Raw genomic sequence first — 16,643 nt, 5'->3', positions numbered from 1 at the left:
AAGTTAGCCTTAAAAAATCCCGATGTTGATTAGGTTAGATATAACCATTAATCCGGCGAGCAATTGTTATATATAGCTTTGAAGCAATAATTCCTGCTCTTCTAGACTAAGTCTGGTAGATTAGTGGTTAGTAATTCCCAAAACTTTAATAATGACTGCATTTTTTGACTTTAAAAGCTAAATTTTTATGTAATTAAGTTTTCAGAATATTCAAAACCTTACAAAGCAAGACTTTGCTATTTTAGTCAAAACAGCCGATCATAATAACCAGCTCAAACACCTACCATAAAAAAATTAAAAAATGAAGTGAGCTATTTGAGGCTTAAGTTGCTTAAAGTCCTTGACTTGTTTATTGAAGAGTCTATTATCTAATGTACTGTAATTTAGCAATATTGATTAACTACTTCTTGAATATTTTATTAATCCCTTCCCCAACAGCAGCCATTTTCCACTCACTATTGTAACGATAAACTTCTGCTAAAATCATGCCTGGTTTTCCTTTATACTCACCTCCCGAAAGGCTATAACGAGCGATCTCTTGATTTTTTTCTAGGTTAACTAATCGTATAAAAGTATTTTCTACCTCTCCAAAGTTTTGTTTCCGTTTAATACAATCATAAATATTAACCACAAAAACTAACTTAGAAATCGTGTCAGGAACCTGAGGTAAATTAACTAGTATCTCCTCATCATCTCCGTTTCCTCTACCAGTTAGATTATCTCCCAGATGAGTAATGGCACGTGAGTTATGATGCAAATTTCCAAATTAAATTACATCTGATTTACTGGTTAACTTATCATTTGGATTTAAACATAAAACAGAAGCATCAAGATAAACATGGGCTTGGAGTTTAAATAATCTCAGTAATACTCTGGAAGTCTTTTCTATGTCCCATCCTAACCCACACATTAATTTTGTTATACCCGGGGATTCTTTTTTTAGGGAAATTTGTTGTCCCTTTTGTAAATTAATAGTCATTTGTTTCTAGTTTTGGTAACGATTGAGGATAACTTGTAATCCTCCCCGATATCCCGAGCCAACAGCACTCATGCGCCATTGCCCATCCTTGTTATAAATTTCTGCTACAGTAATTGCGGTTTCAATTGAGTAATTTTCGGTTAAATCGAACCGTAATACTTCTTTTTTTGTTTTAACATCGACTAAGCGAACAAAGGCATTTTCCACTTGTCCAAAATTTTGTTTTCGTTGATAAGCTTGGTGAATAGTAACGACAAAAACTAACTTTTTAATTTCTCCTGGAACCTTAGTTAGGTTAACCAAGATAACTTCGTCGTCTCCTTCTCCTTCACCAGTCAAGCTATCCCCCATATGTTCAATGCAATGAGCGGAATCGGGACTTTTTAGATTGTTATAAAAAATAAAGTGGCTGTCAGAAGGAAGCTTTTCATTTTCCCCTAACATAAAAACGGAAACATCAATATCAAAATCAGACCCCGTATCGACTGTTTTAACATCCCATCCCAATCCGACCAGTAAAGCTTCTAGTCCAGGTGAAACTTTTTCTAGGGAGACTCGTTGACCTTTACTTAATGAAATTGCCATTAATCATTACCTCTGCTGATATTAAAAATATTCCCCGGTATTTTTTAAAACAAAATACCGTAGATAAAAAAAATTGTTTAATTAGAACCACTGTACTCCTAAATTAAAAGATAAAATTATTTTGGTTAAGTCCTAAAATTTAAAAAATCAGTAATTTTATTTTTTCTAGACTGATCATGATAAATCAGTAGTTAATAATCTCAAAAATTTTTATTTATGACTGTGTTCTGTAACTACAAGAATTTATTTATCTTAATGATTAATTTTTTAGAATCTTAAGAGTCTTGTAAAGTAAGATTTTAAGCCCAGCTAAAAGAACTGTCACATTTAACTAGCTTTGAGGATGGATCATCTGGATCATCTAAAGCAGTAATATAATCGAGTGTCGCTTCTAATTTAGATGAATAGGAAGAAGAAAATTTTTCAAACCAAAATCCTTCATCTGAAGTAACGTCGAACTCTTTTAACCATTGTTCAGCTTTCCAAGTTAATAATTTCCTTTTATGTTGTTTTTGTTGTTCCGTATAACGAATTTTTTCTTGATTTTTTTGTATATCATTTTTCTGAAATTGTTCTTTATTTTGATAAAAATCTTTTAATTGTTTTAATAGCATTTTATTCTCTTGTAATTTAAGTTTATTTTGTGTTTTTATTTTTGCTATTTCAGAAGAACTATCCTTTGTTTTAAGATTTTCTACTCATTTTTTGTTATTTTTTAATTGATTTAAATAACTTATATTATTTTTATAATCGTATTTAAATTTATTTATTAATTCATCAGGTGATGATTTTTGAAATAAATATTTATCCATGACTAAATTTGATATATTGCTTTTTTAACAAAAAATTAACATTAATAAACTTCAAGATTAATCAATAATTTATTGATAACTTGTTAGGCACAATAGGTTTCAATATAATTTAACTTTTTTGTTTGATCTATACGCCCCAATTTCAGCCTGTAATAGATATGTATTAAAAATATATTCTTATTAGAATTCGAGATCTTCTTCATTATCTATGACTTCTGGTCGTCCTTGAACAAAAGGTTTCATTCTAGTTATTTGTGTCTTATATAGTAAGATTTCATCTGATTTAGACAAATAAGATGAATTAGATTTAACCTTCTGAGTAATCGCATCAATTCTATCATTTTTTTCTAAATCAACTGACTCAATTACCTGATTATTATACATCTCTGATTCTTCTAAGAATGGTTTTTGTAACAAATCTGAACTTGATTGATTTAGGCATAAATTTTCTATTCCTATTTCTGATTGCTGTTGACCAATCGTTTCAGCAACAAAAGAATCTTGAGCTTTATGATTTTCTAAAAATGGTTGTAATAATGGGGATGAATCATGTCTACTGACTTCTAAATCTTTTCCAAAAAGATTAGAAGATTCATTCTGAAACTGATGAGATATATCAATAATCTCTCCATCAAATATTTTAGCTAAACTTTTAGCAGCTTTTTCAATTTCTTCAACAGCAAGACTACCAGAAATATCAGTTAAATCAGATTTTTTTTCAGGACAATGAGTTTCTAGTTGAGATTGTAATTTTATTTTAGATTGAGAATTCCTAGATATTGGATTCTCATTATTAGAGTTAGAATTATGAAAATTGGTAACTGGTTCGAGGTTAATAGGTTTTGAGGTTTGGTTATTGTTAACCGGAGGAAAATTTGATGGTGACGGTTGTATAGTTTGAGGATTTCTAGAAGTTCTATTAAAAGAAGAAGCCACTTTTAAATTCACCTTAATAGGACGTTGGCAAACCTCGATAAAAGCTGCTTCAAGACTAGGAATTTTTCCTTGGACCAATTTGAGCAATCCTTGACTACGAACTTCAATATAGGCCGCCGACTCATCTAAATTAAGAAGATGACAATTCGAGCTGACTAAATCTTGAGGAAAAGGTTGTAATTTTTTTAAAACTAACGACCAGATTTCATTGGCGTTAATTATTGTATCTGTTCTTGTCCTGTCCGCTTGTGAGATATTGGAATGTTGGGAGGATAGGGGTGTTTGAGAAATGCAGTTAGATAAGGGAGAAATAGTGAGTGTTACCTCCTGTTTCTTGTCTATTACCTCTTTTCTTTTAACTTCTATTTCGTTATCAGACTTGAAAACAGTTTGGGAATTACAAGCTGATGGTAATAAACTTAAAAGGGTAACTTCTAACCATAAACGTGGTTGAGTAGTATTTCTTAGTTGAACTTCACTTTCTTTAAGACGTTGTTGTCCTTGCAGAATAGTCTCAATTTTCCACTTTTGTGCTTCTTTAGATAAAGCTTGCCAAGTCGCGGTTGTTACCGCTGCTATATCAGGACGATTGGGGGCTGTCTTGGCAATCAAAAGGTTGAGGTAAAACCCTGCTAAGTGCTGCAGGATGATTAAAGGTTCTTTTCCACGATTCATTAGATGACGACAGTTATCTATCACTGATTCTGGAGTATTTGAGGCGATCGCCTCAAATAGTTTCAATAAATCTTGTTCAGAAACTGCCCCAACTAGATCCCAGACTTTATCTGAAGTAATAGTCTCCGATAATAAACTTAATTGATCCATAAGACTTTCAGCGTCTCGTAACCCCCCATTGGCAATTTTGGCGACTAATATTAGAGCCTCATCAGTAATATCAATGGCTTCTTGGTGAGCAATTTTGCTTAAATGACCCACTATGGCTTCTACGGGAATATGTCGGTAATCAAACCTTTGACAGCGAGAAATAATTGTCGGCAAAACCCTTTGGGGGTCGGTAGTGACGAGGACAAAAATTACTCGATCCGGGGGTTCCTCTAAGGTTTTTAGGAGAGCATTAAATGCCGCTACACTAAGCATATGACATTCATCAATAATATATACTTTATATCGACACTGAACAGGTGTAAATTGCGCTTTTTCAATAATTTCTCGAATATTATCGACTCCTGTGTTACTAGCTGCGTCAATTTCAATGACATCTAAGGCCGATCCTCTGGTGATTGCCCGACATACTTCACAATTGCCACAAGGGGTGGAAGTAGGATTTTTGACTTGTTGACAATTAAGCGATTTGGCTAAAATTCGTGCCGAGGAGGTTTTACCTGTTCCCCTAGGCCCCGTAAACAAGTAAGCAGGAGCAATTCTTCGGAAGACTATCGCATTTATTAAAGTGGTGGCGATCACTTCTTGTCCCACTAAATCAGCAAATGTTTGGGGACGGTATTTATGATGTAGAGGTTCATAAGAAGACATCTAAGTTTAATTAATAGTTGATGGTTAATTTTTGAATAGATGGTTGTAGTGGTATGATTGCCTTGGTTGGAGTCAGTAACAATTGGAATACAATGGTTGAAACACCTGTTTAAATCTGAAACAGACTAATCTACATAGAGAATATAATAGTGGCAATTAACACTAGCTTTGCTAATTATAATAATTTGTATTAGGGTACGAACATATGATTCCACTCCTTATTTTTGATAGAGGTTTGACTTGACATAACAGAGAAAAAATACAGCGCCATCACTCTTAATAATAGTCAATAAATAAAAATTGTAGTTTTAGAATTCTAAAACCATTTTAATATTTTTTTTATCAAAGTCCTATAGAGAGCTATTGCTACTCTCAATTCTAATAAGTTTAGATAAAGAAAACTCTATTTTATTTACTAGACAAAATTAATTATCGACATTCTTTTCAAATGTTTTTAATAAATAACTGTGTTTTCTACTATCATATTTTTGTTTATTTTAAATAATTAAATTATCCCTATAATCTTAATGATTTAAAATTAATTTTTCTTGAGCAACATCAACAAAAATAAAACTGAAAAAGTTGATTGTAAACCATGAGGCTGTCAAAAAAGAAAGAAAAGTATATGATAGAATCAGTAATTTAGCATCAGGAGTAATGATCTGTGAGTCAAGTTAATCAGCCCCTCCGTCCTATTATTATCTGCCTAAGTCTAGCAACTGCTCCGTTTTTGGGTAGTTTGCTCATTGTCCACCAAATTGCTCATGGATTAGGAGAGTTAGGAGAAGCTAGCGAGGAAGTATTTCGGGGTGATCGCTTGCCCATCCTCAACTTTCCTGATAGTGGTTCAACTAACCCACTTTCTTAAAGTATCATTAAATTTTTGCCAATTATAGTTTAGATTAATTTCTAATCCAGACAAGAACCGATAGAATGATGGGGGTCATTAGTCAAAAAAAAATTAGCAAACACTTACTCTCTCTAAATAAGGTAAATTTAACTATCTAACTTCTCAAAGGCTTCTAAAAGGAAAAGAATGATCTCTATACTGCTCTCGGTTCCTAAAAATTTCCATCCTTAACTAGGTTTATAGAACGTCCCTGAGGTTCCCATGAATTCGCAGCATGAATCATCTCAATTCATGGTCGAAGACATTAACGTTTTTTCGACTTCCGACTTATTTTTACGTCACCGTCTCAAACTTGTTGAAGACCTATGGGAGGCAGTGTTAAAAGCTGAATGTGGTCAGGAATTGGTGGATTTACTGAAACAACTTCGGACGATGTGTTCTCCTGAGGGACAGGTAACAAGTATCCCTGAAGCCTCGATAACCGAGCTTATTGAACGATTAGAACTCAATGAAGCGATTCGGGCGGCTAGAGCATTTGCTCTTTACTTCCAACTAATTAACATTGTTGAGCAACACTATGAACAACGGGAGCAACAGTTAATAAGACGCGCGACCTGTGCCGGAAATGAAAATAAATCTTCAAATGGACAGGAAAAAGAAATCTATAGCCCATCGAAACAGATAAACTTATTAGAAAAGCGCTTTGAAGGTGATATCGCCTCTGATCAGGCTGGAACTTTTCACTGGTTATTCCCTCAATTAAAACAACTCAATGTTCCGCCCCAACAAATTCAACGGCTGTTTGATCAACTTGACATCCGCCTAATTTTTACAGCCCACCCCACTGAAATTGTTCGCCACACAATCCGACGTAAACAACAGCGCATTGTAGGCATTCTACGACGGTTGGATCAAGCTGAAGAATCGTTTCGGGGGATGGGACTAAATAACTCTTGGGAAGCTCAAACCGCTAGGGAACAACTCACAGAAGAAATCCGTCTCTGGTGGCGCACAGATGAACTCCACCAATTTAAACCCAGTGTTCTCGATGAAGTGGATTATGCCCTCCACTACTTCGATGAAGTCTTATTTGATGCCTTGCCCCAACTGTCTAAACGATTACAACAAGCCTTGAAGTCGTCTTTTCCCTGGTTACGTCCCCCCAGTAGTACCTTTTGTCGCTTTGGTTCTTGGGTTGGTGGTGATCGTGATGGTAATCCCTTTGTTACCCCAGAAGTAACTTGGCAGACGGCCTGTTATCAGCGCAATTTGGTCTTAGAGAAATATTTGCATTCTATTGAGAATTTGACAGAACTGTTAAGTGTTTCTCTCCATTGGAGCAATGTTTCCCAAGACTTACTTGATGCCCTGGAACTTGACCGCTCGGCCATGCCAGAGATTTATGAACAATTGGCCATCCGCTACCGGCACGAACCCTATCGCTTAAAACTATCTTATATTCAAAAACGGTTAGAAAATACCCGCGACCGCAACGATCGTTTGGCAAACCCAGAACAAAGACAATTACTTTCTAGTCTGAGGGCACAAAATATCTATAATTCGGGAACAGAGTTTTGGCAAGATTTAGAACTCATTAAACGGAATCTAGAAGAAACCGGACTAAATTGTCAAGAACTCGATAATTTACTTTTTCAAGCCGAAATGTTTGGCTTCACCCTAACGCAGTTAGACTTTCGTCAAGACTCCTCCCGTCATTCTGATGCAATAGAAGAAATTGCCGAATATTTAGATATTCTGCCCCAACCATATAATGAGCTTCCCGAAGAAGAGAAAGTTAGGTGGTTGATACAAGAACTAGGAACCAGAAGGCCTTTAATTCCCACAGGGATGCAGTTTAAAAAAGCCGAGAACAGTGAAACCGTCGAAACTATGCGGATGTTGCGCTATCTGCAACAGGAGTTTGGCTTAGAAATCTGCCAAACCTACATCATCAGTATGACTAACTATGTCAGCGATGTTCTAGAAGTGCTGTTGTTAGCAAAAGAAGCAGGACTTTATGATCCAGCTATTAGCACCACTACTATTCGCATTGTGCCTTTGTTTGAAACGGTAGACGACTTAAAACGCGCTCCACAAGTGATGGGGGATTTATTTCAATTACCCTTGTATCGCGCAGCTTTAGCGGGTGGATACGACCAACTTCAGTCCTCTAACAACTCGAACAATCCCGCCCCCTTAGACCTTTCGGCATTACAACCGACTAACCTGCAAGAGATCATGGTAGGGTATTCCGACAGTAACAAAGATTCAGGATTTCTCAGCAGTAACTGGGAAATCCACAAGGCTCAAAAAGCCCTACAAAAAGTGGCTCAACCCCATGGCATTGATTTAAGATTGTTTCATGGACGGGGTGGATCGGTGGGACGAGGGGGCGGTCCTGCCTATGCGGCAATTTTAGCCCAACCCACTTCTACCATTAACGGACGAATTAAAATTACGGAACAAGGAGAAGTGTTAGCTTCTAAGTATTCCCTCCCTGAATTAGCCCTGTATAACCTAGAAACTGCTACCACAGCCGTGATTCAATCGAGTTTATTAGGAAGTGGGTTTGATGATATCATTCCTTGGAATGGGATTATGGAAGAGTTAGCCAAAACCTCTAGGAAAGCCTATCGGGCGCTGATTTACGAACAGCCCGATTTTTTAGATTTCTTCTTGTCAGTAACTCCCATTCCTGAAATTAGCCAATTGCAAATTAGTTCTCGTCCCGCACGACGCAAAAGTAGCAAAAAAGATTTGAGTAGCTTACGTGCTATTCCTTGGGTATTTAGTTGGACTCAAAGTCGTTTTCTTTTACCAGCTTGGTATGGGGTAGGAACCGCTTTGCAAAGCTTTTTAGATCGAGAAAAAGAAGAAAATTTGAAGTTATTACGGTATTTTTACCTCAAATGGCCGTTTTTTAAAATGGTAGTTTCCAAAGTTGAAATGACCCTATCTAAGGTGGATTTACAAATTGCACATCATTATGTAAGAGAATTATCTAAGACTGAAGATATAGAGCGATTTAATCGGGTTTTTGAACAAATATCCCAAGAATATTACTTAACTCGTGATATTATTCTTTCTATTACTAATCATCAAAAATTACTCGATGGTGATGTCGGGTTACAACGTTCGGTTCAGTTACGCAATGGAACCATTGTTCCCTTAGGATTTTTGCAAGTTTCTCTCTTAAAGCGGTTGCGTCAATATACTCATCAAGCCGAATCTGGGGTGGTTCATTTCCGCTATTCTAAGGAGGAATTACTGCGGGGAGCGTTGTTGACAATTAATGGAATCGCTGCAGGAATGAGGAATACAGGATGATTAGAGTAAATTCAGTTAATCGATACTTTAATAGCCGTCACGATTGTCCATAATGGGACAAGGAGTATTTACTAGTAAACACAGATAACCCTTGATCATCACTAACCTAGATTTATCGTTAGTCTGGACGATTCTCATTCCTCCGGCTGCAGGTATGATTATTGGCTATTTTACAAATGATATAGCCATTAATATGCTTTTTCGTCCTTATAGGGCTATTCATATTGGTAAGCGTCGCGTTCCCTTCACTCCAGGGCTAATTCCCCGTAACCAGGAACGTCTAGCTAAGAAAGTCTCAGATACAATTATGGGATCGCTTTTAACCCCAGAAGAGTTGCAAAAGTTAGCACGACGCTTGCTCAAAACTGAACGGGTGCAATCTGCTATTCTCTGGTTATTAACCTTAGCTATTAAACAGATTAAAAACGATAAAGAACAAAAAACGGCAAGAATCTTGGCCGATATTTTGCGGGACTTATTTAGTGAGTCTTTGCCTCGACTTCTAAAAGCATTTGCTCGTCGTCAAGATTTCTTAGAATATCAAATTAATCAAATTTTTGACCAGGTCTTACTTGAGTTTCGTTTGACAGATACCCAAGCGCGACAGTTTGCTGACTGGTTATTAGAAACAGTTGTCTCTCCCGATGTTTTGAGGCAAACTCTAATTGATTTTTTGAGTGATCGCAATATTCAAGTCATTGATGAAGGATTTCGGGAAAAAACCAGTGGAACTTATTGGGTAGTCGCTAATTTATTTGGAATCAAAAATAGCCTGACACGATTGCGAAATTTTTGTTTAGAAGAACAAGAAATGGCTAATATCCGTTTTAAGGAATTAATGCTATCTTTAGAACTTCGTAGTCGTTTACGGCAATGGTTACAAAGTCTTTGTTTAGAAAATTTACCAGTTTCTACCGTAAGACAATTACGTAAAACTACCAGGGAAACTGTACAGAATTATGTTCAAAACAAGGGTACACAATTTATTCAGGGTTTTGGAAATACAATTGACTGGGATCAATTAGCAATGTTGATTATTAATAGATTGCAAAATTCAACCACATTAACTAGCTTTTTGACAAAAATTAGCGAAGAATTAGCTTTCCTTTTGGAACGATATTTTGAAGAAGATTTAGAAAAAATCGTTGCTCAGACAATTCCAATTTTATCTATTGACCAGGTAATTATTGATCGAGTTAATGCTACAACTCCTGAAAATCTCGAAATAGCAGTTAAAGGAATAGTTAAAAATGAGTTACAAGCTATTGTAACTCTGGGAGGAGTCTTAGGATTTATGGTAGGAATTTTGCAAACACTTTTATTTCTATTAAAGTTAAATTAACTTAACTTTAATAGAAATAAGTTAGATTAGTTTAGAAAAAGATATATACTAATATTTCTTTTTTTAAGAAAACCAGATATATTTTGCTACACTTATTTTGTAACAATGAATTTGTTATTTTATATAAAATCAGAGGTTAAATAAATATATTTACTTGTTTTTAACAATCTCAATAAAGAGCTTTTTAGTATACTTAATATTTTCTTCTAGTTAAGCTCTCTTTCTTCTACTTCTCAAAAAATTCTACAGTCTTTACTTTTTTCGAATTATCCATCTATAAATTGATTTTTTGATAGCTCTACTTAATCTACAATTTATTTAACTTTCAATTCTTTTATCTTAGTTTTAGAAAGAAAATATCACTAGTTAACTTTAATAGTTTTTAATTTTCTAATTCTATCAGCTGAATTTTTAAGCAGATTGGCATCTAGCAATTATTTTTTATTTATTTGCACCCATCAATTACCATTATATTTTATATAAAAATTTAAGTTGCTCTATAGTTGTTACTTTCTCTGCTCTAATTTGAACATTAACATTTCGACTAAACTTAAAAATTTCTAAAATATTTTTGGTATTTTAAGTATTTTCTCGTAATTAAGTATTATCATGTGTCATATTATCCAGAAATAAATGAAGCTTAAATTTTTTAAATAAATCTAATATTTGATAACTTTTTCTACATTGTATGAAATTATTTTCTCATTAATTTCTAATCATAAACAATCAAAACTAAGTTAAATATTGTCTAATATCTAATATATAGTTGACGATAATAAATATTATTTATATTAATTCATTAGTTGCAACTGACGATACCCAGATCTAAAAATACTTTTTTTTAGATCATGATACTCACTTAATTATTCTTTCTAAGATGGAAAATCTATAAAAGAAATTAATAATAGTATGTTAGAATTATAACAGAGTAATTAAAAAGAAACAGACACTATAATTAACTATAAATTTACTAACCTCTGATACGGAGACTAATGTAGTTGATATAATGATATCTCGGAGAATTGATTTGTATGGCACTTCTATACTCTCTGCTAAATTAGCATTTGACAAAAAGCAGCATTAAAAACTTAAAATCCACTTAGTGGAGTTATAAATACTATGTATTTTTATGTTTTTTGTATTGGAGCTAAACGTATTTTCCAATAAGAATTAAACCAAATATTCGTTAATGTTAGTTGATAAGAGATTTCTTCTGTTAAAGGATAAAGAAATTGCCCTCTATTATAAGTAAGGAGGAATATGGCATATCTTTCCTTCAACCTCTGATAAAAATCTCAAAAATTAAGGCAATTAATCTCTAATAAAATTAGAGGTTAGTGTTGTTTCACTAAAGTAGCTAAAGTTAATAGAAATTGCATGGCTAGAATGACTATGTTAAATTCAAACTATGTATTACTTAAGTTACCAATTAGGGTTTTGCCCTAACTTTTAGTTTTAGTACTTTCAATTATTAATTGCAATGTCTGCTACCCATACTCCTTTACATCAACGTTCTTTATCTCTTGATCATCAAGAGCTTATCAATTTAATCTCTAATCAGCAACATATTTTAATCATTCAAGACCTTGACGGTGTTTGTATGAAGTTAGTCAAAGATCCTTTAACAAGGGTAATTGATAAAAGTTATTTAGAAGCTACTAAATTATTTGAAGGACATTTTTTTGTCTTAACCAATGGGGAACATATTGGCAAACGAGGGGTAAATGCAATTGTTGAACGTACCTTAAAGAATATCAATTTAGTCCAAAATAGAGGTCTTTATCTACCAGGTTTAGCGGGTGGTGGAGTCCAATGGCAAGATTGTTATGGGAATATTTCTCATCCTGGGGTTAGTGAAGAAGAATTAAATTTTTTACAACAAGTTCCCCAGAAGATTGAAAAAGCTTTAATCGAATTTTTTAGACAAAATAATTGTGGTTTAGAAAAGAGTAAAATAAAACAAGGAATTCAATTAACCGTTTTAGATAATAAAGTATCCCCCACCGTTAATCTAAACATATTTCATGAATACTTACAGCATCAAGAAGATAGCTATTGTAAATTACAGCAGGCAATGAAAGTTTTAATGGATAATTTGCAAGAACAAGCTAAACATCAAGGATTAGATAATTCCTTTTTTGTTCATTACGCCCCCAACTTAGGGAAAGATGTTCAAGGAAAAGAAATCATGCAACTAGCTAAAGGGAAGGACTCAGGAACAACAGATTTTCAATTTATGTTGCGGGGAGCAATTAAAGAAGTTGGAGTACTGGTTATCCTCAATCATTACTTTTACAGTAAAACAGGAGAATACCCATTAGGAGAAGGTTTTAACGTTCGACAATCTCCCAAAGATCATCAAAAATTACTGAAATTAATTAAAGATAATTTTGATCCGATACAGATGCCAACTATCATAGGAATAGGGGATACTGTTACTAGCAAAGCTAAGGAAATAAATAGTCAATTAACTTTTCAACGAGGGGGGAGTGATCGTGGATTTTTATATCTTATTCAAGAGATTGGTAAAGAATTTAAGTCCGGAAATGTTACCGTTTATATTGATAGTAGTAGTGGGGAGGTTAAAAACCGTAACCCTCTAAAATTAGAAAAGTTTATTAGCTCTAAAAATATGGATTTACCAGAAGAATTACGCGTCATTAGAGGTCCAGGAGATCACCGAGATAAAAATGATCCACTGACCCTGAATGTTGTATTTCCTGAGGGATATAAACAGTACATTGAATTCTTCAAAAAAGCAGCTACAGCAAGGTATAAGAAGAATTCTCATAATTGAGGAGTGGGAAAAATAACTGATCTAAAAAAAAATAAATGCTAATAACTTTTAGTTATTCTCAGTATGAAGAGAAAAGTTAGTTAACTACTAACTATTCAAACGTTAAAGAGTTTCCCCGAACGTCAATGTTTAGTTTTCCCCTTTCATACACTACTTGTCCTCCAACAATTGTTACTATTGGCCATCCAGTCAATTCCCATCCTTCAAAAGGACTCCAACCACATTTAGTTTGTAAATTTCCTCGTTGAACAGGGGCATAATTTTCTAAATCAACTAGCACTAAATCAGCATCATACCCTGGTTTAATTAATCCTTTACTGGGAATTTTATAAGCCTTAGCAACGGCAGTAGACATCCAATTAGACACTTGAGAAATACTACAGTGTCCTAATTTAGTTTGAGTTAACATTAAGGGTAAAGATGTTTCTACCCCTGGCATACCTGAAGGAGAATCGGGATAACCTTTAGCTTTTTCCTCTAAGGTATGAGGAGCATGATCCGTGGCGATAAAATCAATTGTTCCATCTAACAATGCCCGCCAAAGAATAGCATTATTTTCAGGTGACCGCAAGGGTGGGTTCATCTGAGCTAATGTTCCTATTCTGTCGTAGGCTTCCGTATTAAGTAATAAATGTTGGGGGGTTACTTCTGCTGTTACCCAATTAGGCTTATTCTCCCGTAATAATTCCGCTTCAATTCCTGTAGAAAGATGGAGAATATGCAATCGTCGTTGATACTTATTTGATAATTTTAGGGCTAATTTTGTCGCGTTAAGGGCAGCTTTTTCATCTTGAATTCGGGAATGGATGGCCGGATGAGTAATTTTAGAAAATTTTCGACGACGTTGGATAATTCTATCTTGATCTTCAGCATGAACTGCAATCAATCGGGTTCCTTCGGCAAAAATGGGCTCCAATTCAGCTTCTCTACTTACTAATAACGTCCCATGTGCTGACCCCATAAAGATTTTAATACCACAGGTAGGATTGGCTGTTGACAAATCAGGTAAATTATCGGGGGTAGCACCGATAAAAAAACCGTAATTGACCAGGCATTTCTGGGCAGCCAGGTGTAGTTTATCATCTAAAGCTTCTTGAGTAATGGTTAATGGACGAGTATTAGGCATTTCTAGAAAAGATGTGACCCCTCCCTTAGCACAAGCACAAGTAGCGGTAAAGAGGTCTTCTTTGTGTTCTAATCCAGGTTCACGGAAATGAACTTGAGGATCAATCACTCCGGGCAACAAAGTCAGTCCCGTTGCGTCTATAAAGACACTGGGGTCCGATGTAATAATTTCTGAAGCTACTTCGAGAATCTTTCCATCTTGAAGTAAAACGTCGCCGAAAAGAAACTGACCATCAGGCAAGAGAATCCGAGCGTGACGAATGAGGAGTTGTATCATAGTATGAGTATTGGTAGACCTAAGTAAATTCTGAAAATAATTCAATCTTGTCACTGCTTTGGATATCGTCAAACTAAAAAACGAATAACCGTTACTTTGGAAGTTTACTATCCCTATGCCTTGTAATTCTTTGTTTTTATATTAATAACTCCTATGGCTCGAAGCTTGAAACAAGAGACTAAGAATCCAAATCAGCCTTCCCAAGAAAACCCTTGGATTGAAGGGATTAAAACTATAGCCACAGCAGCTATTTTAGCCTTCGGCATTCGCGCATTTGTGGCAGAAGCTCGTTATATTCCTTCATCTTCCATGGAACCGACTCTACAGGTCAATGACCGCCTTATTATAGAAAAAGTTAGCTATCATTTTCAAGAACCCAAGCGGGGGGATGTGGTAGTATTTAACCCAACAAAAGCTCTTCAGGAGAAAGATTTCCGCGATGCGTTTATTAAACGAGTAATAGGGTTACCTGGAGAAACCATTGAGGTAAAAACAGGAAAGGTCTATGTTAATGGTCAGGCTATCAAAGAAAAATACATTTCCGAAGATCCTAACTACGATTACGGTCCGGTTACAGTTCCTGAAAGGCAATATCTAGTTTTAGGAGACAATCGTAATAACAGTTACGATTCCCATTACTGGGGACATGTCCCGAAAGAGAAAATTATTGGTAAAGCCTTTGTGCGTTTTTGGCCGTTTAACAGACTGGGCATATTGGATAAACATCCCATTTATCCATCAACTCAGCCATGAATATTTTATCAAAGTATATTTATTCAATAGGTACAATAGACAAAAATAAATCGAATCTATTTAAAATCTCTGAACTGATTCTCCCTGTTCCTTAAGACTGGGAATATAGATGTATTATTTTTACTCCTCCTTAGACTGGCCCATCTGTGTAGGCTTTCTTGCAATTATCAAACTCTTAACATGGTAAAAACATGAGAACTGAGCAATTTATAAAATGACGTCGCAAGAAGGTTAATATTTAGGTGGGCTTATATCAAGCTTTTAAAAGCTAAAATCTACGTCAGATTTTTACTAAAAAAGAAAGTTGAAAATAACAACAATTAATGTTAATTCTTAAGACGTTAAACACACTATACGACAAAATTAATGTGTGCTTTCTAAATAAATTTCTAAAAATTGTGCAATTTTCTGGAGCAAAAAGAGCAATAAGTAATTTTGAATACATTGCCTACTCCTGAATTATCTTTGATTTCGGCAGTTCAAAATAGTCTTAAAGCTATTACAAATAAATATTTTTGAAGAAATGTGCTACAACTATGGTTATTTTTAATCCCTAATTAGGAATATCAAAAGTCTTTAGTGGATTTTGGTATAAAAATACTTTTGATATAAATATAGTAGACTATTTAACTAAACCTTGTAACTGTCCCAAACTTCTAGCCTAGATTCACACTTATTTTACATTGAAACAAGCTAAAGAGAAACGGTTTTACTGGACCTGATAAATTAAAGATTAAAATATAAAAACTAACAATTAAACTTAGTTTTTATATTTATTAAAAGTTGTAATTATTGCATAGCCGATACTTTTGAAAGTTTCGTATTTAAATAAAATTATACTAAACTTAATATCTTTACTTTATTTATACCTATTGAATCAAATGCTGAACTTAATTTAATTAGTAAAATTCTAAATTTAAAAAAACTTACCATTACCCACTATTCATACTTTAAATCTGATAATAATAATTATGTTTATCAAAAAAATAGATTGAATAGTGACTCATATTTATAGTTATTTACCTAATAAGAAATTTTATCAAAATTTCTTATTAGGTAAATAACTACTAGAGATTTATCTTGGACGAAGAAAGCAATCTATCTCAAGATTAATTTTTATTAAATTAAATATTTTTAATATAAAAAACGTAAAAATTTTATCTATTTTACAAAAAAAATATATACTGAAATATTTTAAAGGAAAATTATTGAACATGTTTCATAATAGTTAGATTAAGAATTTAAATAGAAAAGTAAGCGTAATAATTATATATAGAAATATTTGAAGATGTCGTTAAATAGCTAAGAGCTTAGAAAAATAGGTTTTTATCAAAATTAAATAGGTTAGTTTTTATCTAAAATAACC

9 protein-coding genes and 1 pseudogene are annotated in these 16,643 nt (G+C 34.0%); 5 read left to right on the top strand and 5 right to left on the bottom strand.

From position 1 onward, the window contains the following. Positions 1-400 precede the first annotated feature (400 nt). The 4 genes and pseudogenes from RGRSB_RS03750 to RGRSB_RS03735 all read right to left on the bottom strand — a co-directional run bounded on the left by RGRSB_RS03750 (position 401) and on the right by RGRSB_RS03735 (position 4,806). Positions 401-979, bottom strand: a pseudogene (locus tag RGRSB_RS03750) (TerD family protein). 6 nt (positions 980-985) lie between these two features. Next, positions 986-1,564, bottom strand: coding sequence for a TerD family protein (locus RGRSB_RS03745; RefSeq protein ID WP_119259898.1), 579 nt, complete (start codon positions 1,562-1,564; stop codon positions 986-988). Between the two features lie 299 nt (positions 1,565-1,863). Next, entirely contained in the window at positions 1,864-2,226 is a 363-nt protein-coding gene (locus RGRSB_RS03740; protein ID WP_420823007.1) for a salt stress protein, Slr1339 family, read from the bottom strand. 330 nt (positions 2,227-2,556) lie between these two features. Further along, positions 2,557-4,806: a DNA polymerase III subunit gamma/tau gene (locus RGRSB_RS03735; protein ID WP_119259896.1), complete on the bottom strand. Its 2,250-nt coding sequence runs from the start codon at positions 4,804-4,806 to the stop codon at positions 2,557-2,559. Positions 4,807-5,470: 664 nt separating this feature from the next. On the opposite strand from RGRSB_RS03735, the gene RGRSB_RS03730 reads away from it, so the two are divergent. From RGRSB_RS03730 to stpA, 4 genes are all read left to right on the top strand, one after another. Then, positions 5,471-5,674, top strand: coding sequence for a hypothetical protein (locus RGRSB_RS03730; protein ID WP_119259895.1), 204 nt, complete (start codon positions 5,471-5,473; stop codon positions 5,672-5,674). Between the two features lie 243 nt (positions 5,675-5,917). Beyond that, entirely contained in the window at positions 5,918-8,983 is a 3,066-nt protein-coding gene (ppc, locus tag RGRSB_RS03725; protein WP_119259894.1) for a phosphoenolpyruvate carboxylase, read from the top strand. Positions 8,984-9,137: 154 nt separating this feature from the next. Beyond that, on the top strand, positions 9,138-10,325 hold the full coding sequence (locus RGRSB_RS03720; RefSeq protein WP_119260946.1) for a DUF445 domain-containing protein: 1,188 nt from the start codon (positions 9,138-9,140) through the stop codon (positions 10,323-10,325). A gap of 1,480 nt (positions 10,326-11,805) precedes the next feature. Further along, positions 11,806-13,122 (top strand): glucosylglycerol 3-phosphatase, encoded by a 1,317-nt coding sequence (gene stpA / locus RGRSB_RS03715; RefSeq protein WP_119259893.1) that lies wholly within the window; start codon positions 11,806-11,808, stop codon positions 13,120-13,122. A gap of 91 nt (positions 13,123-13,213) precedes the next feature. Here the strand turns inward: stpA and RGRSB_RS03710 are convergent, their stop codons facing one another. After that, entirely contained in the window at positions 13,214-14,524 is a 1,311-nt protein-coding gene (locus tag RGRSB_RS03710; protein WP_119259892.1) for a dihydroorotase, read from the bottom strand. Between the two features lie 153 nt (positions 14,525-14,677). Here RGRSB_RS03710 and lepB point away from each other — a divergent pair, with 153 nt between their 5' ends. Continuing rightward, a complete protein-coding gene (gene lepB, locus RGRSB_RS03705) occupies positions 14,678-15,277 on the top strand; it encodes a signal peptidase I (protein ID WP_119259891.1) in 600 nt (199 codons plus the stop codon). The last annotated feature ends 1,366 nt before the right edge of the window (positions 15,278-16,643 follow it).

This window comes from cyanobacterium endosymbiont of Rhopalodia gibberula, assembly GCF_003574135.1.
In the GTDB taxonomy this organism is placed as follows: Bacteria; Cyanobacteriota; Cyanobacteriia; order Cyanobacteriales; family Microcystaceae; genus Rippkaea.
Note: the sequence above shows the minus strand (reverse complement) of the source record. Positions and strands in the feature narration are given on the sequence as shown.